The organism is Streptomyces sp. NPDC089424 (genome assembly GCF_044749345.1).
In the GTDB taxonomy this organism is placed as follows: Bacteria; Actinomycetota; Actinomycetes; order Streptomycetales; family Streptomycetaceae; genus Streptomyces.
The window spans coordinates 292,793-309,899 of sequence record NZ_JBIVHU010000010.1 but is presented as its reverse complement, the minus strand read 5'-3'; the positions used below and the strand labels follow the sequence as shown (position 1 = coordinate 309,899).

The window sequence follows — 17,107 nt, the reverse complement described above, 5'->3', positions numbered from 1 at the left end:
CGCCAGTACGACGACCGGGTCCCGGCACGCAGTCGGTGCCGCTGGCGGGGTTCACACCGATGGCCCCGGGTGACACGCTGTGATCATGAGCCGTATCCAAGCCCCTCCCGACGAAGCGCAGGGCAACCTCACGGACCGGCTGCTCGCGGGCCTGCCGGCCGAGGCCGTCCTGACCGACCCCGACATCACCGTCTCCTACGCCAACGACATGGCGAGCTTCTGCCCGGCCGGCACCCCGGCCGTGGTCGTGCTGCCCCGCACCGTCGAGCAGGTCCAGCACGTCATGCGCGTCGCCTCCGAGCTGCGCGTCCCCGTGGTCCCGCAGGGCGCCCGCACCGGCCTGTCCGGCGGGGCCAACGCCACCGAGGGCTGCGTCGTAATGTCGCTCACGAAGATGGACCGGATCCTGGAGATCAGCCCGGTCGACCGCATCGCCGTGGTCGAGCCCGGTGTCGTCAACGCCGCCCTCTCCCGCGCCGTCGGCGAACACGGCCTCTATTACCCGCCGGACCCCTCCAGCTGGGAGATGTGCACCATCGGCGGCAACATCGGCACCGCCTCGGGCGGCCTGTGCTGCGTGAAGTACGGGGTGACCGCCGAGTACGTCCTCGGCTTGGACGTCGTCCTCGCCGACGGCCGTCTGCTGTCCACCGGCCGCCGTACCGCCAAGGGCGTCGCCGGTTACGACCTCACCCGTCTGTTCGTGGGCTCCGAGGGCTCGCTCGGCATCGTCGTGCGGGCCGTCCTCGGCCTGCGGCCCAAGCCGCCGCCGCAGTTGGTGCTGGCCGCCGAGTTCGCCTCGGCGGCGGCCGCCTGCGACGCCGTGTGCGCGATCATGGCCGGCGGGCACGTGCCCTCGCTCCTCGAACTGATGGACCGTACGACGGTCAAGGCCGTCAACGACATGGCGTCCATGGGGCTGCCGGAGACCACCGAGGCGCTGCTGCTCGCGGCCTTCGACACCCCGGACCCGGCCGCCGACCTCGCCGCGCTCGGGGCGCTGTGCGAGGCCGCCGGCGCCACCCAGGTCGTCCCCGCGGACGACCTGGCCGAGTCCGAACTGCTCCTGCAGGCGCGGCGGCTGTCGCTCACCGCGCTGGAGGCCGTCCGGGGCACCACGATGATCGACGACGTGTGCGTGCCCCGCTCCCGGCTCGGCGACCTGATCGAAGGCGTCGAGCGCATCGCCGAGAAGTACCGGCTCACCATCGGGGTGGTCGCCCACGCGGGCGACGGCAACACGCACCCCACCGTGTGCTTCGACGCCCAGGACCCCGACGAGTGCGCCCGCGCGCGTGAGTCCTTCGACGAGATCATGGCCCTCGGCCTGGAGCTCGGCGGCACGATCACCGGCGAACACGGCGTGGGCGTGCTGAAGAAGGAGTGGCTGGCGCGCGAGATCGGCCCCGTCGGGGTGGAGATGCAACGGGCGGTCAAGCAGGTGTTCGACCCGCTGGGGATTCTCAATCCCGGCAAGCTGTTCTGAGGCCGTACCGGCCTCACTGGGCCAGCAGCTGGGCCAGACCGTCGTCGATGCCCAGCTGCTCGCCCTCGCTTCCCGGCGGCACCACGCGCAGGGTGCGCTCCAGCCAGGCCGACACCTGTGCCGCGGGCGCCTCCAGCAGGGCGTCCCCGTCGGGTGAGGTCAGCGCCATCAGCACGGAGCAGCGCCCGCCCGTCTTCGAGGGCCACACCCGCACGTCGCCGTGCCCGCACGGCCGGAACACCCCCTCCACCAGCAGGTCCCGGGCGAACGTCCAGTTGACGGGGTGTTCGGAGTGGATGTGGAAGCAGACGTGCACGGCGTACGGGTCGTCGGTGCGGTAGGCCAGGCGGGCCGGCACCGGGATGCCGCGCTCCGGCGACAGGATGAGCCTCAGCTCCAGTTCGCGCTCCACCACGGTGTGCATGGTGTGCCTCTCCCCTCGTTCGGGGCCCCGGGCGGGCCCGTACCCGACGAGAGCGGGCAGGGGCGCGAGCATTACGCGGGTCGCGCGGAGTTCTTTCCGGGGGTGACGATGAGCCGCCGGGGCCCGTCTCCCCGGCCCTAGCACAACCGTGCTCGAAAGGGGCGGGTCCGGCGGGACGGGCGGTGCGGGCTGCGCAGGTCTGATAGATGTGGAGGCCCCCATAACACCACCGAGCAGATACGGGACGACGGACATGAGCGCCCCAACCCCGGCACCAGGCGACGACCGGCCCCGCGAGGGCTATTACCCGGACCCCTCCATTCCTGGATATGTCCGGTACTGGAACGGAGCCGCCTGGGTGCCGGGCACCAGCCGCCCGGCACCGGCCGACGGCGAGCCGCTCGCCCCGCCCTCCGGCACGCGTTCCGCGCAGCCCGCCGTCGAGGAGACCGGGCCGCACTTCTTCGACGAGGATCCCGGCCCCGGGCGCCCGGACGCCCAGCACGGCAGCCGCCCCGAGCCCGCCTCCGCGTGGGGAGCCGACCGCTCCCGGCAGTCCGGCTTCGGCGGTGACCAGGACCGGCGCGTCTCCTGGCCCGCGGCCCAGGGCGCCGACCCGCGCGTCCCGGCGGACCAGCCCGCACGGCCGGACGGCGGCGCCGCCCGCACCGAGGGCCCGGCCTCGTCCTCCGATCACTCTGCTCCGCCCGCGCAGGGGGGATCGCCGTCGCCCGCGCAGTCCGAACAGCCGCCCTCCGGCAACACGTTCGTCTTCCGCCGTCCGGCCGCCAAGGCGCCGGGTGCGGGCGGTGCGGAGGGTGCCCCCGAGGACCCGGGCACGATGACGTTCCGCGCGCCCACCCCGCGCACGGGGCAGCAGGACGGGGCGCACGGCGGGGGCACCGGAACGCCGGGCACGGCCGCCGCCGGCTCCCCGGCGGCGGGACCGCTCACCGCGCCCGCGTCGGGCCCCGCCGCCCCGGCGGCGCCCGGACAGCAGCAGACGGGCACGCCCGGCGGCCCCGGCTTCGGCGCCGGGAAGGCGGCAGCCGCCCGCGCCACGTCGCAGCAGGCGCCCGCGCCCGCCCAGCAGTCCGCGAGCGTTCCCCACCAGGCGCAGGCGGCCGCCCCGGTCACCTCGGGCTCCGGCGGCGGACAGTCCTCGTGGGCGCAGCAGGTGCACCAGCTGGCCGGCGCCTCCGCCGGCGCCGGCGACGGGCAGCCCGTCGCCCCGTGGAAGCCCCCGGTCGAGGACCCCTTCCAGGCGGCGGCGCGTCGGCAGGCCGAGGCCCGCCCGGCCGGCCTCGGCAAGCGGCTGACTGCCCGTCTGATCGACACCGTGGTCGTCGCGGGCGTCACCGCGGTCGCCGCCGTGCCCCTCGGCACCCAGGCCCTCGACCATGTCCAGAGCAAGATCGACGAGGCCAAGCTGTCCGGCCGGACGGTCACCGTCTGGCTGCTGGACGGCACGACGGCGGCGCAGTTGGGCATCGTCCTCGCCGTGCTGCTCGTCTTCGGCGTCCTCTACGAGGCGCTGCCCACCGCCCGGTGGGGACGCACGCTGGGCAAGAAGCTGCTCGGCCTCGAGGTGCGCGACATCGAGGGCCACGACGCTCCCTCCTTCGGCGCGGCCCTGCGCCGCTGGCTCGTCTACAGCGTTCCCGGCCTGCTCTTCTTCGGTCTGATCGGCGTCCTGTGGTGCCTGTTCGACCGGCCGTGGCGGCAGTGCTGGCACGACAAGGCCGCCCATACGTTCGTCGCGGGCTGACGGCAGGGGCGTGGTCCGGAGCGGCTGCCGGCTGCCGGCGGCCGGTACTCCGGACGGCCCCTCGCCGGATGCGGAGTCCCGGGGTTCGGGTTCGACTCGGGCCATGAGCACCGAACCGCCGCCCGGTTCCGGCGGGCAGCCGCCGGAGGACGACCCGTTCAAGAAGCAGCCCCCGCCCGGTGAGGGGGCCGGTTCGCCGTACGACAGGCCCCCGGGCGGCGGCGAGCAGCCCCCGCCCGACGGCGGCGGTCAGCCGCCGCCCCCCGGCGGTGGCCCGTACGGGGGCGGACCCTACGGAGGCGGCGGTCCGCAGGGCGGTGGGCCCTACGGAGGCGGTCCGTACGGAGGCGGTCCGTACGGCAGTGGCGAGCCCCCCGCCGATCCGCTCGCCGGGATGCCCCCGCTCGCCGACAGCGGCAAGCGCACCCTGGCCCGGATCATCGACATGGTGCTGGTCGGGATCGTGGTCTGGCTGATCACCTGGGGTTTCAACGTGGACGAGTACCAGGTGGACGCCGACCGGGTCGACGTCGGCGACTCCGTGGCGCAGTCCGTCATCGCCGCCGTGCTCTACATCGCGTACGACACGATCATGATCGCCAAGTCCGGGCAGACCCTCGGCAAGAAATGGCTGAACATGCGCGTGGCACATCTGGACAACGGAGCCACGCCTTCCGTCCAGACCTCGCTGCTGCGCGCCTCGGTGCTGTGGATTCCGTTCGCGTTCTGCTGTGCCTGCATCTGGACGGCGATCTGCGGCGGCTGGAGCTTCTTCGACAGGCCCTACAAGCAGGGGCTGCACGACAAGGCGGCCAAGACCGTGGTGGTCAGCACCACGTGAGCCGCCCGGACGACGGCGGGCCCGTCACCTGGGAGGTGACGGGCCCGCCGTACCGTGCGCTGCTGGTGACTTCCTCAGTGGGCCGTCGGCTCCCGTACGGGCTCGCGGCGCACCGTCGCCGGCCTCGGCGGCGCCACGTCCGTGGCGGGTCGTGGCGCGGGTATCGGGGTTCGCTTCGGCATGGGCACCGTCATGGCGACCAGCAGCCCGAGCAGGAGTGCCGCGACGGCGATGACCGCGATCCCCGCACCCGAACTCGTCTGTGACAGCAGCAGCATGGCGAGGGTCGAGAAGATCACGGTGCAGGAACCGTAGGCGAGCTGTGCGGCGGTCGGACGAGGCATGGCAATCGTGTCCTCGAAGAATGGGGGTGGACTCCCCCCGTGCCTCACGCTGCGGGGGAGGGTGCGGACAGAATCTCTTCGCGTGCATGCCCGACCGGAACGAACCGTAAGCGTGACCTGACCAACAGTGCCGATGCACAGGGGGCGCACCGAGTCATGTCGGCCACCGGATCGGCCGTCCCGCGCGCCCGGAGAACGTATCCCGACTTGTTCGGTAAGCGAAATGTCATCTCCGCATAGTGCAGTTGTCCTGCTCAAGTCAAGGTCTGTCTTTTCTCCGCAACCTCTAGTCAAATGTCGGCACTTGACTACACGCGTCAATCAGGCGCGCGCGGACGCACCACCTCCATCACCCCCCTTTCCGCGCGCCCCGGACGCTGGGGAGGAACTCAAGTGACCAGTAGATCCTGGACGTTGAGAGCTGCCGCGACCGCGGTCGCGCTCGCCGCGGCCACCGCCACGCTCTCCGGCCTCACCGTGGCCCAGGCGGACTCGGCCGGCCCGGCTGCCAAGGCGCCCGCCGCCGACCGGCATGACCCCGCGTCGCCGGAGAACCACAAGGGCCACGAGCACAACCTCGACGGCCCGCTGAGCAAGACGGTCGAGGCCCAGCGCGAGGAGGCGCTGAAGCAGGTCATATCCGGCCAGGCCTCCGTGAAGGAGCGCGACGGCTCGAAGGTCGTGCAGCTCAAGAGCAAGAAGGGCGACGCCAAGTACGTCGAGCTGGGCCGGGAGAAGACCGACAAGATCTTCACCATCCTGGTCGAGTTCGGCGACCAGACCGACCCCCGCTACGGCGGCACCCCGGGCCCGCTGCACAACAAGATCGCCAAGCCCGACCGCAAGAAGGACAACTCCACGGCCTGGCAGGCCGACTACGACCAGCAGCACTTCGAGGACCTGTACTTCGGTTCCGGCAAGGGCGTCGACTCGGTCAAGACGTACTACGAGAAGCAGTCCTCCGGCCGCTACTCGGTCGAGGGCGAGGTCTCCGACTGGGTGAAGGTCCCCTACAACGAGGCCCGCTACGGCAACAACGCCTGCGGCGACACCAACTGCCCGAGCGTGTGGAACGTCGTCAGCGACGGTCTGAACGCCTGGGTCGCCCAGCAGAAGGCGGCCGGCCGCACCGACGCGCAGATCAAGGCGGACGCCGCGCGCTTCGACGAGTGGGACCGTTACGACTTCGACGGCGACGGCGACTTCAACGAGCCCGACGGCTACATCGACCACTTCCAGGTCGTGCACGCGGGCGAGGACGAGTCCGCGGGCGGCGGCGCCCAGGGCACCGACGCGATCTGGGCCCACCGCTGGTACGCCTTCGGCACCGACGCCGGCGCCACCGGCCCCGAGCAGAACAGGCTCGGCGGCACGCAGATCGGCTCCACCGGCATCTGGGTCGGCGACTACACCGTCCAGCCCGAGAACGGCGGACTCGGCGTCTACGCCCACGAGTACGGCCACGACCTCGGTCTGCCGGACCACTACGACACCGCGGGCGGCGAGAACTCCACCGGCTTCTGGACGCTGATGTCGTCCGGCTCCTGGCTCGGCACCGGCCAGGGCGAGATCGGCAACCTGCCCGGCGACATGACCGCCTGGGACAAGCTGCAGCTGGGCTGGCTGAACTACGACACCGCCAAGGCGGGCGTCAGCTCCTGGCACAAGCTGGGCCTGGCCGAGTACAACACCAAGCACAAGCAGGCCCTCGTCGTCGACCTGCCGAAGAAGGCCGTCACCACCGAGCTGGTCGAGCCGGCCGAGGGGCAGACCCAGTGGTGGAGCGGCAGCGGTGACAACCTCAAGAACACGCTGACGCGTACGGTCGACCTCACCGGCAAGACGTCCGCCGAGCTGGCGTTCGACGGCTGGTACCAGATCGAGGCCAACTACGACTACCTCTACGCCGAGGTCTCGACCGACGGCGGCGCCAACTGGACCGCCCTCGACGGCACGGTGGACGGCCAGCCGGTCCCGCGGGACGGCAGCGACAAGCCCGCCCTGCACGGCACCCTCGACGGGTACAAGAAGTTCGCGTACCCGCTCGACGCCTACGCGGGCAAGAAGATCGGCCTCCGCTTCCGCTACCAGAGCGACGGCGGCGTGGCCCTGAAGGGCTTCACGGCCGACGCGATCACGGTCACCGCGGACGGCGCGCCCCTGTTCACCGACAACGCCGAGACGGCGGACGGCGCTTGGAACGCGAACGGCTTCTCCCGCGTCGGCGCGTCCTTCACCAAGGACTACGCGCAGTACTACATCGCCGAGAACCGGCAGTACGTGTCGTACGACAAGACGCTCAAGACCGGCCCGTACAACTTCGGTTTCACGGAGCGTCCGGACTGGGTGGAGCACTACGCGTACCAGAACGGCCTGTTGATCTGGAAGTGGGACACCTCCCAGGCGGACAACAACACCAGCCAGCACGCGGGTACCGGTCTGGTGCTGCCGATCGACTCCCACCCGACCGCCCTCAAGTGGGCCGACGGCACGCTGATGCGCAACCGCATCCAGGCCTACGACTCGCCGTTCAGCCTCGGCCGCACCGACGGCATGACGCTGCACAAGGCGGACGTGGCGAAGTACATCCCGGGGTCGAAGGGTGTCTCGGTCTTCAACGACCGCACCGGTGACTACTACGACGAGTCGAACCCGACCGCCGGCGTGAAGATCACTGACACCAACACGAAGATCAAGATCCTGGAGGAGGCCGCGAACGGCTCGACGATCGAGCTGGAGGTCGGCCCCGCGGGTAGGTAATCGGTATCTGCCCAGGTCAGAGCGTGATCGGCGGTGACCCCCTGGCGGGTCACCGCCGATCCGTGTTTAGGTGCGTCCTGTGGTTCTCTTATTGACACCGGCTGATACGGGGGTATGACGACATGGCCGCAGGAGGTTTCTGCAAGCTGCCGAACGGCACGGTGGTGGTGGCGCTGAACCTGCCCAGTCCCGCCGCCGACGGATCCGCCGCGGTGCGGGTGCTGGTCCACGCCCAGAACCGGGCGCGCGCCCTGACCAGGCTGCGCAACCTGGGGTTGCGGGCGGTCTACCTGCGCGGCAACGCGGCCCCACCCACCCCGGACGAGATCACGGCGGTCCTGCACCACCCGGACGGCCTGATATGGCGCACGGCCCCCGACGCGACCCTCGGCGGCCCCGACCTCACCCAGGAGCTCTGGCGCCCCATCCGGGCCCTGCTACGCCGCCCCACAGCCCAAATGTGACAGCTCCGCCCGCCGCGCGAGGCACCGCGGGAGCCGGCACGCCGCCGTCAGCCTCGTCCGCCGCGACGCAGCGCGTGATGGGCCGCGGGGGCCCGAGTGGCCTCGTCCGCGGTGCGCCGCACTAGCCGCACACCGCCGGAAATCTCACCGCCCCGTGACGCATCCCGGAGGCCCGCACACCGCCGTGAGCCCCGCCCGCCGCGGGTCCGTCCCGAGCGCCCGCCTGCCGCCGGGGGCCTTGTCCGCCGCGCGCCGCACTTCGGGCCATCCGGGGGGAGCCGCACACCGCCGGAAGGCTTACCCGCCCCGTGGCGCATCCCGGAAGCCCGCACACCGCCGTGAGCCCCGCTCGCCGCCGTCAGCCCTGCTCGCCGCCGTGAGCCCCGCCCGCCGCGGGTCCGTCCCGAGGGCGCCCGCCCGCCGCGCGAGGCACTCCGGGCCGTCCCGGCGGAGACTCACGCCGCCGGAAGCCTTACCCGCCCCGCGAGGCGCCCCGGGAGCCGGCACGCTGCCGGAAGCCTTGTCCTGCGCGTAACGCATCGCGGGAGCGTCGTCCGCCGCGTGGCGCAAGGGGGACCCGGGGGTCAGACGACCGGCTTGCCTGACAGTTCCACGCCTGCCGCGCGGAGCTCCTCCAGGGCCTTCTCCGTGGTCGCCTCCGCGACGCCCGCCGTGAGGTCCAGCAGGACGTGGGTGCGCAAGCCCTCGCGGGCCGCGTCCAGGGCCGTCGCGCGCACGCAGTGGTCGGTCGCGATGCCGACCACGTCCACCTCGTCGATGCCCCGCTCGCGCAGCCACGCGGCCAGCGTGGCACCGTTCTCGTCGACGCCCTGGAAGCCGCTGTACGCCCCCTCGTACGCGCCCTTGTCGAAGACCGCGTCGACCGAGCCCGAGGCGACGGCGGGAGCGAAGTTCGGGTGGAAGCCGACGCCCTCCGTGCCCGCCACGCAGTGCGCGGGCCAGGTGTGCACGTAGTCGGGGTTGTCCGCGAAGTGGCCACCGGGCGCGATGTGATGGTCACGGGTCGCCACCACGTGGCGGTACCCGGCGGGGGCCTGCCCGATCAGCTCGGTGATCGCGGCGGCCACATCGGCACCGCCGGCGACCGCGAGACTTCCCCCCTCGCAGAAATCGTTCTGCACGTCTACGACGATCAAGGCGCGGCGCATGGTCGGTGTCCTTACGGTTATGGGGTCTGGCGACCGTGGTCCCGGCGGTTCGGTACAGGGCGGCGGAGCCTGGTGCCGGGGGTGCGGGCCCGGTCCGGCGGGTGGAGCTGAACCTCCGAGCCTAGAGACTCCGGGCTCACAGCGGGAGGGGGCGCTACGGGGCGCGCACGCTCACGCCCCCCGTCGGTCCGCCGGAACGGACTGACCGTCGGTGGCGTACTCCGTCGGCAGGACCGGCTCTCCCCGGGACAGCTGGGTCGCCGACAGGGGCAGGGCGGCGCGGGCGGCGCTGTGCCGGTCGCGGGCGGCGTCGAGCGGCTCGCGGGCGACCACCTCGCCGCCCTTGACCAGCTCGACCAGCAGCTGCCGGTCGACCAGCCCCGCCGGGACGGCCCCCGTGCCGACGACCTCCGCCTCGGCCACGCCCTGCTCGTCCAGCCGCCGGGCGGCCCACTTGCGGCCCCCGACGGAGGTCTTGCCACCGGTCGACTTCTTCGCCACCGCCACCAGCGGCGCCTTCGGCTCCTCGGACTCGGCGCGGGCGACCAGCTTGTAGACCATCGACGCGGTCGGGTGCCCGGAACCGGTGACCAGCTGGGTGCCGACGCCGTACGCGTCCACGGGCGCCGCGGCGAGCGAGGCGATGGCGTACTCGTCGAGGTCCGAGGTCACGATGATCCTCGTGCCCGTGGCGCCGAGCGCGTCCAGCTGCTGGCGCACCCGGTGCGCGACCAGCAGCAGGTCGCCCGAGTCGATCCGCACGGCCCCGAGCTCTGGCCCGGCGACCTCCACGGCCGTCCGCACGGCCTCCGCGACGTCGTACGTGTCCACGAGCAGGGTCGTGCCCCGTCCCATGGACTCGACCTGGGCCCGGAAGGCGTCCCGCTCGCGGTCGTGGAGCAGGGTGAAGGCGTGGGCGGAGGTGCCGACCGTCGGGATCCCGTAGCGGAAGCCGGCGGCCAGGTCGGACGTGGAGGCGAAGCCGCCGACGTACGCGGCGCGCGCGGCGGCGACCGCGGCGAGCTCGTGGGTGCGCCGCGCACCCATCTCGATCAGCGGGCGGCCCCCGGCGGCCGAGGACATCCGGGAGGCCGCGGCCGCGATGGCCGAGTCGTGGTTGAGGATGGAGAGGATCACCGTCTCCAGCAGCACGCACTCGGCGAAGCTGCCCTCGACGCGCATGATCGGCGAGCCCGGGAAGTAGACCTCGCCCTCGGGATAGCCCCAGATGTCGCCGGAGAAGCGGTAGCCGGCGAGCCAGTCGAGGGTCTCCTCGCCGACGATCCCGCCCTCCCGCAGGAAGCGCAGGACGTCCGCGTCGAAGCGGAAGTTCTCGACGGCGTCCAGGACGCGGCCGGTCCCGGCCACCACGCCGTAGCGGCGCCCCTCCGGCAGCCGCCGGGTGAAGACCTCGAAGACGCTGCGCCGTCCGGCGGTGCCGGCCTTCAGCGCGGCCTGGAGCATCGTCAGCTCGTACTGGTCCGTGAAGAGGGCGGTCGAGGGGACGTCCACCGGCAGCCCAAGGTCCGCTGTGTTCATGGCAAGGATGCTACACCCCATTTCGTCAGTGTGACGATTTGTGGGGCCCATGGCAGCATGGGTCTTGTGACGTCAGCCGCTCCCATCGAGATCGAACGCACCGAGTCGGCGGAGGAGGTCTCTGCCGTACCAGAGCCGGACGTCCCCTGGGTAACGATCGTGCACAACGACCCGGTCAACCTCATGAGCTATGTGACGTACGTCTTCCAGTCCTACTTCGGCTACTCCAAGGACAAGGCCACCAAGCTCATGCTCGACGTCCACCACAAGGGCCGGGCGGTCGTCTCCAGCGGCAGTCGCGAGGAGATGGAACGCGACGTGCAGGCCATGCACGGCTACGGTCTGTGGGCCACCCTCCAGCAGGACCGGAAGTAGCGATCGCCGCCATGCCAGGAACCTTCGAACCGCTCCCCGGCGGCGGCGCGGCCGTCGCCCTCGACGACGTCGAGATCTCCATCATCCGGTCGCTGGCCGTCCAGCTGCTGGAGCTCATCGGCCCCGGCCCCGGCGAGGACGCCTCCGCCGACCCGCTGGCCGAGCTGTTCGCCGAGGGACCGAGCGAACCGCCCTCCGACCCGGTGCTCCGCCGTCTGTTCCCGGACGCCTACAGCGACCCCGAGCAGCCGCAGGAGGACGAGGAGCAGCGGGCGCACTCCGCCGAGTTCCGCCGCTACACCGAGAACGACCTGCGGGCCGGCAAGCGGGAGAACGCCCTCGCGGTGATCCGCTCGCTGGACGAGCTGGCCTCCCCGGGGGACGGCGGGGCGGTGCTGCAGCTGACCCCGGAGCGGTCCCAGCAGTGGCTGGGCGCCCTGAACGATCTGCGTCTCGCCATCGGTTCCCGGCTGGAGATCTCCGACGAGGACGACACCGATCTCCTCTACGGACTGCCGGACGAGGACCCGCGCAAGCCCATGGTGATGGCCTATTTGTGGCTCGGAGGGCTTCAGGAGACATTGATCTCCACCCTTTTGCCCTGATTGTGAAGGCGTTGTGTTCGCTCAGCGGACGCTCAATTCCGGATAACGATCCTGTCACCGCTGTGGCCGCTTTTGGGCTTATTGGTGTTCGTTTGTCCGGTTCTTCCTGTGTCGTGCGCCACATACCCCTCGGGCGATCAGTGTTGCGGCCGTGATAAATCTTCACGACCGCCCGGCGAACACCACCCTTATGTCGCGCCGGGTGCGCCACCGAGCCGGCGACCGTCGGCCAGGCACGAGCGGCCTTGGGAGGGCTGCTCAGCTCCATCAATCCGGGGGGATCGAAACCCGATCCGAGGCCGACGAGAGGTCCGGATCGGCATGGAGAAAGGCGCACTACACATGGCCTCTGAGAAGGTCACGGACGCTCCTGAAGAGGGGTACGAGCGCGGGCTCGGCAGCCGTCAGGTCCAGATGATCGCGATCGGCGGCGCCATCGGCGTCGGCCTGTTCCTGGGTGCCGGGGCGAACATCGCCAAGGCCGGCCCCAGCCTGATCCTGATGTACGCCCTGGCCGGCGTGATCATCTTCTTCATCATGCGGGCGCTCGGCGAGCTCCTGCTGTACCGCCCCGTGTCGGGTTCCTTCGCGGAGTACTCCCGCGAGTTCCTCGGCCCGTTCTTCGGTTACTTCACCGGCTGGACGTACTGGCTGATGTGGGTCGTCACCGGCATGGCGGAACTCACCGCCGCCGCGATCTACGTCAACTACTGGTTCCCGTCGATCCCGCAATGGGTGACGGCACTGGTCTTCCTGGTGATCCTGTTCGGGGTCAACCTGATCTCCGTGAAGCTCTTCGGAGAGCTGGAGTTCTGGTTCTCGATGGTCAAGGTCACGGCCCTGATCGGCATGATCGTGATCGGCCTCGGTGTGCTGACCTTCGGCTTCAGCAGCGCCGGTGACACGGCCGCCGTCTCCAACCTCTGGGCCTTCGACGGCTTCTTCCCCAAGGGCATCGGATCCTCCCTGATGACCCTTCAGGGCGTCATGTTCGCCTACCTCGCGGTCGAGCTGGTCGGTGTCACGGCCGGCGAGTCCGAGAACCCCGAGAAGACCCTCCCCAAGGCGATCAACACCCTGCCCTGGCGCATCGCCCTGTTCTACGTCGGTGCCCTCACCGTCATCCTCTGCGTCGTGAAGTGGACCGAGTTCGCGCCAGGCGTCAGCCCGTTCGTCGAGGCCTTCGCGCAGATCGGCATCCCGGCGGGCGCGGCCATCGTCAACTTCGTGGTGCTCACCGCGGCGCTGTCGTCCTGCAACTCCGGCATGTACTCCACGGGCCGCATGCTGCGGAACCTGGCGGAGAGCGGCGAGGCCCCACGGGTCTTCACCAAGCTGTCGTCGACCAAGACGCCCGCCCTGGGCATCTTCGTCTCGGTGGCCTTCATGGGCATCGGCGTGGTCCTGAACTACGTCGTCCCGGAGAAGGCCTTCGGCTACGTCACCTCCATCGCCACCGCCGCAGGCATCTGGACCTGGCTGATGATCCTGATCAGCCACGTCCTGTACCGCCGCGCGGTCGACGCGGGCCGGCTGCCCGCCTCGTCCTTCCCGGCCCCGGGCGGCGCGAAGTGCTCGTACGTCGCCATCGCGTTCCTGCTGTTCGTGACCGGCATCATCGCCTACGACGCCGACGCCCGCGTCTGCCTCTACGTGATGGCCGGCTGGGCCGCGGCCCTGGGGGTCGGCTGGATGGTCCTCAAGGCGCGCAACCCGCAGATCGCCGAGCGCGGCACCTCGGAGCTCGAGAAGGTCGGCTGACCAACGCGAGGACGTCCGGCGGCAGCGAGCGCTCGTGGTGCTCTCTGCCGCCGCCGCTCCGGACGTCCGGCATGTGGGCCGTCCCGTACCACCCCTCGGTACGGGACGGCCTTCTGCTTATCCTGACGGGCATGCTGACCATCACCCAGGACCTGTACGACCGGATCGTCGCCCACGCGCGTGAGGACCACCCCGACGAGGCGTGCGGCGTGGTCGCGGGCCCGGCGGGCGAGGGCCGCCCCGAGCGCTTCGTGCCGATGCTGAACGCCGCCCGCTCGCCCACGTTCTACGAGTTCGACTCCGGCGATCTCCTCAAGCTCTACCGCGAGATGGACGACCGCGACGAGGACCCGGTGATCATCTACCACTCGCACACGGCGACCGAGGCCTACCCGTCCCGCACGGACATCTCGTACGCCAACGAGCCCGGCGCCCACTACGTCCTCGTCTCCACCGCGGACACCGACGGTCTCGGCGACTTCCAGTTCCGCTCCTTCCGGATCGTCGAGGGCGAGGTCACGGAGGAGGAGGTCAGGGTCGTGGAATCCTACTGATCCCGGGATTCGGTCAGAATTCATCCACCATCCGAGATCACATTCCAGGACCCGGACCAGGAATCGATACGATGAGCCCATGGTTTTCCTCGACGTGAGCGACAAGACGCCGGGCGCCCTGCTCGTGGCGCGGCTGCACGTCGACCTGTGCAGGCTCGCCAGCGCCATCTGTTGACGCCGACGCCTGCCGCCGTACGGCCGTGAGCCGCGGCGCGACGTACGCACGACCTGCAGTCACCGCGCTGCCGCGCGCCCACCGAACCTGACTTCTCCCGACAGGAGCCCTGAGCCATGGCCATCGAGGTCCGCATCCCCACCATCCTCCGCCAGTACACCGACGGCCAGAAGGCCGTCGAAGGCGCCGGGGCCACCCTCGCCGACCTGTTCGCCGACCTCGACACCCGGCACGCGGGCATCCAGGCCCGCATCGTGGACGGCGACCAGCTGCGCCGCTTCGTCAACGTCTATCTGAACGACGAGGACGTCCGCTTCCTCGACGGCATCAACACCAAGCTGACCGACGGCGACAACGTCACGATCCTGCCGGCCGTGGCCGGCGGCATGGCCTGAGGCTCCGGGCCCGATGCGTTACGACTCCCCGCTGGCCGCGGTGGGCAACACCCCGTTGGTGCGCCTGCCGCGGCTCTCGCCGTCCGCCGAGGTCCGGATCTGGGCCAAGCTGGAGGACCGCAACCCGACCGGCTCGATCAAGGACCGCCCGGCCCTGCACATGATCGAGCAGGCCGAGAAGGACGGCCGGCTCACCCCGGGCTGCACCATCCTGGAGCCCACCTCCGGCAACACCGGCATCTCCCTCGCCATGGCGGCCAAGCTCAAGGGCTACCGCATGGTGTGCGTGATGCCCGAGAACACCTCGCAGGAGCGCCGGGACCTGCTCGGCATGTGGGGCGCGGAGATCATCTCCTCCCCGGCGGCGGGCGGCTCCAACACCGCCGTGCGCGTCGCCAAGGAACTCTCCGCCGAGCACCCCGACTGGGTGATGCTCTACCAGTACGGCAACCCGGACAACGCCGGCGCGCACTACGCCACCACCGGCCCGGAGATCCTCGCCGACCTGCCCTCCATCACCCACTTCGTCGCGGGCCTCGGCACCACGGGCACCCTGATGGGCGTCGGCCGCTTCCTGCGCGAGCAGCGCCCCGACATCAAGATCGTCGCCGCCGAGCCGCGCTACGACGACCTGGTGTACGGCCTGCGCAACCTCGACGAGGGCTTCGTACCGGAGCTGTACGACGCCTCCGTGCTGACCACCCGCTTCTCGGTCGGCTCCGCCGACGCGGTCACCCGCACGCGTGAACTGCTCCAGCAGGAGGGCATCTTCGCGGGCGTCTCCACCGGCGCGGCCCTGCACGCGGCGATCGGTGTCGGCACCAAGGCGCTCAAGGCCGGCGAGAGCGCGGACATCGTGTTCGTCGTGGCCGACGGCGGCTGGAAGTACCTCTCCACGGGCGTCTACACGGCGGCCACCACGGAGGAAGCGATCGAGACCCTTCGGGGACAGCTCTGGGCCTGACCCCCGCCCTACGAAGGCACGGGTCGCGGAGCCTGCCCTAGGTCGCCAGGTGGCGGACCTGGTCCCACAGGGCCGGGTCCACCACCCCGACCCGGCGCCGGAACTCCCACAGCGCGACCTCGCGCAGCTCGTCCGTCTCCAGGAAGCTCGCCCGGCCCTGGGTGTCCCCGACCGAACCCGGCGGCAGCGGGATCACCCCGGCCCGTTCGTCGTGGTACCTGCTGGTGATCTTCGCGACCGTGGCGCGGCGCCCGTGCACCGCCAGCACCAGGCACGGCCGGTCCTTGGCGCCGGGCCCGTCCTCGTAGGGCACGTTGGCCCACCAGATCTCCGCCGCCCGCGGCCGGGCCGCCGGCCCTTCCGGGTGCCCGGGTGGCCGCGTCCGCCGGCCCGCGGGACGCCGCCCCCAGCCGTCCACGAGCGCGGCGACCAGCGCGAGCAGCACCACCGCTGCGAGTGCCAACCACCAGGACGTGTCCATACGATGACGTTACCGGCGTACGCACCCGCACGCGCGCCCTTCCCCCGCGCCGCCCGCCCCACCGCGGCCCGCACGACGTGGGAGCGGCGCCCGTCAGGTCCAGCCGAACCGGTGACAGCACAGGTGAGTTCCCCCACAACGGCCCCTGGCGGAGGAGCGACCGGACCTTTCGCGCCTTACGCTCGACGGACCGCACGACCCCCCGATTCTCCCCATCCGCCCGCGGAGGTTTCTGCTTCATGAAGCTCACCGTCGTCGGCTGCTCCGGGTCGTTCCCGTCCGCGGAATCGGCCTGTTCGAGCTACCTCGTCGAGGCCGACGGCTTCCGGCTGCTTCTCGACATGGGCAATGGCGCCCTGGGCGAGTTGCAGCGCCACTGCGGTCTCTACGACCTCGACGCGATCTTCCTCAGCCATCTGCACGCCGACCACTGCATCGACATGCTCGGCTACTTCGTGGCGCGCTACTACCGCCACGACGGCGGCCGCTGCGACCCGCTCCCGGTCTACGGACCCGAGGGCACCGAGCACCGTCTGACCACCGCCTACGCCGACACCCCGTCGGCCTCCTCGATGAGCGAGGTCTTCGACTTCCACACCGTCAAGCCGTCCACGTTCGACATCGGCCCCTTCACGGTGCACACCGAGCGGGTGGCCCACCCGGTGGAGGCGTACGGCATCCGGGTCGAGCACGCCGGACGGACGCTGACGTACTCCGGCGACACCGGTGTCAGCGGCGCCCTGGACGAACTGGCCCGGGACACCGACCTCTTCCTGTGCGAGGCCGCCTTCACGCACGGCAAGGAGCACATCCCCGACCTGCACCTCAACGGCCGCGAGGCGGGCCAGACGGCCACCCGGGCGGGCGCCCGCCGGCTGCTCCTCACCCACATCCCCCCGTGGACCGACCCGCAGGTCAACCTCGCCGACGCCCGCGCGGTCTACGACGGTCCGGTGGAACTGGCGCTGCCCAGGAAGTCGTACGACATCTGACCGTACGCAG

General features: G+C 71.2%; 18 protein-coding genes. 13 read left to right on the top strand and 5 right to left on the bottom strand.

Annotated features, from left to right (window positions below; all coding sequences use genetic code 11):
- The first annotated feature begins 79 nt into the window (after nucleotides 1–79).
- Nucleotides 80–1,486: an FAD-binding oxidoreductase gene (locus tag ACIP2X_RS34300; protein WP_401681028.1), complete on the top strand. Its 1,407-nt coding sequence runs from the start codon at nucleotides 80–82 to the stop codon at nucleotides 1,484–1,486.
- A gap of 13 nt (nucleotides 1,487–1,499) precedes the next feature.
- Here ACIP2X_RS34300 and ACIP2X_RS34295 read toward each other — a convergent pair whose 3' ends face one another.
- On the bottom strand, nucleotides 1,500–1,910 hold the full coding sequence (locus tag ACIP2X_RS34295) for an SsgA family sporulation/cell division regulator (RefSeq protein ID WP_401681025.1): 411 nt from the start codon (nucleotides 1,908–1,910) through the stop codon (nucleotides 1,500–1,502).
- A 253-nt stretch (nucleotides 1,911–2,163) separates the two neighbouring features.
- Here ACIP2X_RS34295 and ACIP2X_RS34290 point away from each other — a divergent pair, with 253 nt between their 5' ends.
- Together ACIP2X_RS34290 and ACIP2X_RS34285 are read left to right on the top strand one after the other, a co-directional pair.
- Nucleotides 2,164–3,678 (top strand): RDD family protein, encoded by a 1,515-nt coding sequence (locus tag ACIP2X_RS34290; RefSeq protein WP_401681022.1) that lies wholly within the window; start codon nucleotides 2,164–2,166, stop codon nucleotides 3,676–3,678.
- A 103-nt stretch (nucleotides 3,679–3,781) separates the two neighbouring features.
- Nucleotides 3,782–4,519 carry an RDD family protein gene (locus tag ACIP2X_RS34285; protein ID WP_401681019.1) on the top strand — a complete coding sequence of 246 codons (738 nt, stop codon included), beginning with the start codon at nucleotides 3,782–3,784 and terminating at the stop codon, nucleotides 4,517–4,519.
- Nucleotides 4,520–4,593: 74 nt separating this feature from the next.
- On the opposite strand, the gene ACIP2X_RS34280 is transcribed toward ACIP2X_RS34285, so the two are convergent.
- Entirely contained in the window at nucleotides 4,594–4,863 is a 270-nt protein-coding gene (locus tag ACIP2X_RS34280; protein WP_401681016.1) for a hypothetical protein, read from the bottom strand.
- A gap of 393 nt (nucleotides 4,864–5,256) precedes the next feature.
- Here ACIP2X_RS34280 and ACIP2X_RS34275 point away from each other — a divergent pair, with 393 nt between their 5' ends.
- On the top strand, nucleotides 5,257–7,623 hold the full coding sequence (locus tag ACIP2X_RS34275) for an immune inhibitor A domain-containing protein (RefSeq protein WP_401681013.1): 2,367 nt from the start codon (nucleotides 5,257–5,259) through the stop codon (nucleotides 7,621–7,623).
- Nucleotides 7,624–7,745: 122 nt separating this feature from the next.
- Nucleotides 7,746–8,087, top strand: a complete 342-nt coding sequence (locus ACIP2X_RS34270; protein ID WP_401681010.1) for a hypothetical protein — start codon at nucleotides 7,746–7,748, stop codon at nucleotides 8,085–8,087.
- A gap of 584 nt (nucleotides 8,088–8,671) precedes the next feature.
- On the opposite strand, the gene ACIP2X_RS34265 is transcribed toward ACIP2X_RS34270, so the two are convergent.
- Both ACIP2X_RS34265 and ACIP2X_RS34260 read right to left on the bottom strand, forming a co-directional pair.
- A complete protein-coding gene (locus ACIP2X_RS34265; RefSeq protein WP_401681007.1) occupies nucleotides 8,672–9,256 on the bottom strand; it encodes an isochorismatase family protein in 585 nt (194 codons plus the stop codon).
- A 171-nt stretch (nucleotides 9,257–9,427) separates the two neighbouring features.
- Nucleotides 9,428–10,795: a nicotinate phosphoribosyltransferase gene (locus ACIP2X_RS34260; RefSeq protein ID WP_401681004.1), complete on the bottom strand. Its 1,368-nt coding sequence runs from the start codon at nucleotides 10,793–10,795 to the stop codon at nucleotides 9,428–9,430.
- A gap of 57 nt (nucleotides 10,796–10,852) precedes the next feature.
- On the opposite strand from ACIP2X_RS34260, the gene clpS reads away from it, so the two are divergent.
- The 7 genes from clpS (at nucleotide 10,853) to ACIP2X_RS34225 (ending at nucleotide 15,624) form a co-directional block, all read left to right on the top strand.
- Nucleotides 10,853–11,170, top strand: a complete 318-nt coding sequence (clpS, locus tag ACIP2X_RS34255; protein ID WP_401681001.1) for an ATP-dependent Clp protease adapter ClpS — start codon at nucleotides 10,853–10,855, stop codon at nucleotides 11,168–11,170.
- Nucleotides 11,171–11,181: 11 nt separating this feature from the next.
- Nucleotides 11,182–11,775, top strand: a complete 594-nt coding sequence (locus ACIP2X_RS34250) for a DUF2017 domain-containing protein (RefSeq protein ID WP_401680998.1) — start codon at nucleotides 11,182–11,184, stop codon at nucleotides 11,773–11,775.
- 342 nt (nucleotides 11,776–12,117) lie between these two features.
- On the top strand, nucleotides 12,118–13,536 hold the full coding sequence (locus ACIP2X_RS34245; RefSeq protein ID WP_401680995.1) for an amino acid permease: 1,419 nt from the start codon (nucleotides 12,118–12,120) through the stop codon (nucleotides 13,534–13,536).
- A 131-nt stretch (nucleotides 13,537–13,667) separates the two neighbouring features.
- Entirely contained in the window at nucleotides 13,668–14,090 is a 423-nt protein-coding gene (locus ACIP2X_RS34240; protein WP_401680992.1) for a Mov34/MPN/PAD-1 family protein, read from the top strand.
- 79 nt (nucleotides 14,091–14,169) lie between these two features.
- Complete coding sequence (locus tag ACIP2X_RS34235) at nucleotides 14,170–14,265, top strand: putative leader peptide (protein WP_365457717.1); 96 nt, start codon at nucleotides 14,170–14,172, stop codon at nucleotides 14,263–14,265.
- Between the two features lie 116 nt (nucleotides 14,266–14,381).
- Nucleotides 14,382–14,660: a MoaD/ThiS family protein gene (locus ACIP2X_RS34230; RefSeq protein WP_401680988.1), complete on the top strand. Its 279-nt coding sequence runs from the start codon at nucleotides 14,382–14,384 to the stop codon at nucleotides 14,658–14,660.
- Nucleotides 14,661–14,673: 13 nt separating this feature from the next.
- Nucleotides 14,674–15,624: a PLP-dependent cysteine synthase family protein gene (locus tag ACIP2X_RS34225; protein WP_401680986.1), complete on the top strand. Its 951-nt coding sequence runs from the start codon at nucleotides 14,674–14,676 to the stop codon at nucleotides 15,622–15,624.
- Between the two features lie 37 nt (nucleotides 15,625–15,661).
- On the opposite strand, the gene ACIP2X_RS34220 is transcribed toward ACIP2X_RS34225, so the two are convergent.
- Complete coding sequence (locus tag ACIP2X_RS34220; protein ID WP_401680983.1) at nucleotides 15,662–16,105, bottom strand: type II toxin-antitoxin system PemK/MazF family toxin; 444 nt, start codon at nucleotides 16,103–16,105, stop codon at nucleotides 15,662–15,664.
- Between the two features lie 239 nt (nucleotides 16,106–16,344).
- Here ACIP2X_RS34220 and ACIP2X_RS34215 point away from each other — a divergent pair, with 239 nt between their 5' ends.
- Entirely contained in the window at nucleotides 16,345–17,097 is a 753-nt protein-coding gene (locus tag ACIP2X_RS34215) for an MBL fold metallo-hydrolase (RefSeq protein WP_401680980.1), read from the top strand.
- The last annotated feature ends 10 nt before the right edge of the window (nucleotides 17,098–17,107 follow it).

Bases quoted from the DNA above. Each gene is read 5' to 3' on its own strand.
- ACIP2X_RS34260 (WP_401681004.1), bottom strand. From the start codon at position 10,795: ATGAACACAGCGGACCTTGGGCTGCCGGTGGACGTCCCCTCGACCGCC.
- ACIP2X_RS34235 (WP_365457717.1), top strand. From the start codon at position 14,170: ATGGTTTTCCTCGACGTGAGCGACAAGACGCCGGGCGCCCTGCTCGTG.
- ACIP2X_RS34215 (WP_401680980.1), top strand. From the start codon at position 16,345: ATGAAGCTCACCGTCGTCGGCTGCTCCGGGTCGTTCCCGTCCGCGGAA.
- ACIP2X_RS34270 (WP_401681010.1), top strand. From the start codon at position 7,746: ATGGCCGCAGGAGGTTTCTGCAAGCTGCCGAACGGCACGGTGGTGGTG.
- ACIP2X_RS34280 (WP_401681016.1), bottom strand. From the start codon at position 4,863: ATGCCTCGTCCGACCGCCGCACAGCTCGCCTACGGTTCCTGCACCGTG.
- ACIP2X_RS34245 (WP_401680995.1), top strand. From the start codon at position 12,118: ATGGCCTCTGAGAAGGTCACGGACGCTCCTGAAGAGGGGTACGAGCGC.
- ACIP2X_RS34290 (WP_401681022.1), top strand. From the start codon at position 2,164: ATGAGCGCCCCAACCCCGGCACCAGGCGACGACCGGCCCCGCGAGGGC.
- clpS (WP_401681001.1), top strand. From the start codon at position 10,853: ATGGGTCTTGTGACGTCAGCCGCTCCCATCGAGATCGAACGCACCGAG.
- ACIP2X_RS34295 (WP_401681025.1), bottom strand. From the start codon at position 1,910: ATGCACACCGTGGTGGAGCGCGAACTGGAGCTGAGGCTCATCCTGTCG.
- ACIP2X_RS34230 (WP_401680988.1), top strand. From the start codon at position 14,382: ATGGCCATCGAGGTCCGCATCCCCACCATCCTCCGCCAGTACACCGAC.
- ACIP2X_RS34220 (WP_401680983.1), bottom strand. From the start codon at position 16,105: ATGGACACGTCCTGGTGGTTGGCACTCGCAGCGGTGGTGCTGCTCGCG.
- ACIP2X_RS34240 (WP_401680992.1), top strand. From the start codon at position 13,668: ATGCTGACCATCACCCAGGACCTGTACGACCGGATCGTCGCCCACGCG.
- ACIP2X_RS34250 (WP_401680998.1), top strand. From the start codon at position 11,182: ATGCCAGGAACCTTCGAACCGCTCCCCGGCGGCGGCGCGGCCGTCGCC.
- ACIP2X_RS34285 (WP_401681019.1), top strand. From the start codon at position 3,782: ATGAGCACCGAACCGCCGCCCGGTTCCGGCGGGCAGCCGCCGGAGGAC.
- ACIP2X_RS34225 (WP_401680986.1), top strand. From the start codon at position 14,674: ATGCGTTACGACTCCCCGCTGGCCGCGGTGGGCAACACCCCGTTGGTG.
- ACIP2X_RS34265 (WP_401681007.1), bottom strand. From the start codon at position 9,256: ATGCGCCGCGCCTTGATCGTCGTAGACGTGCAGAACGATTTCTGCGAG.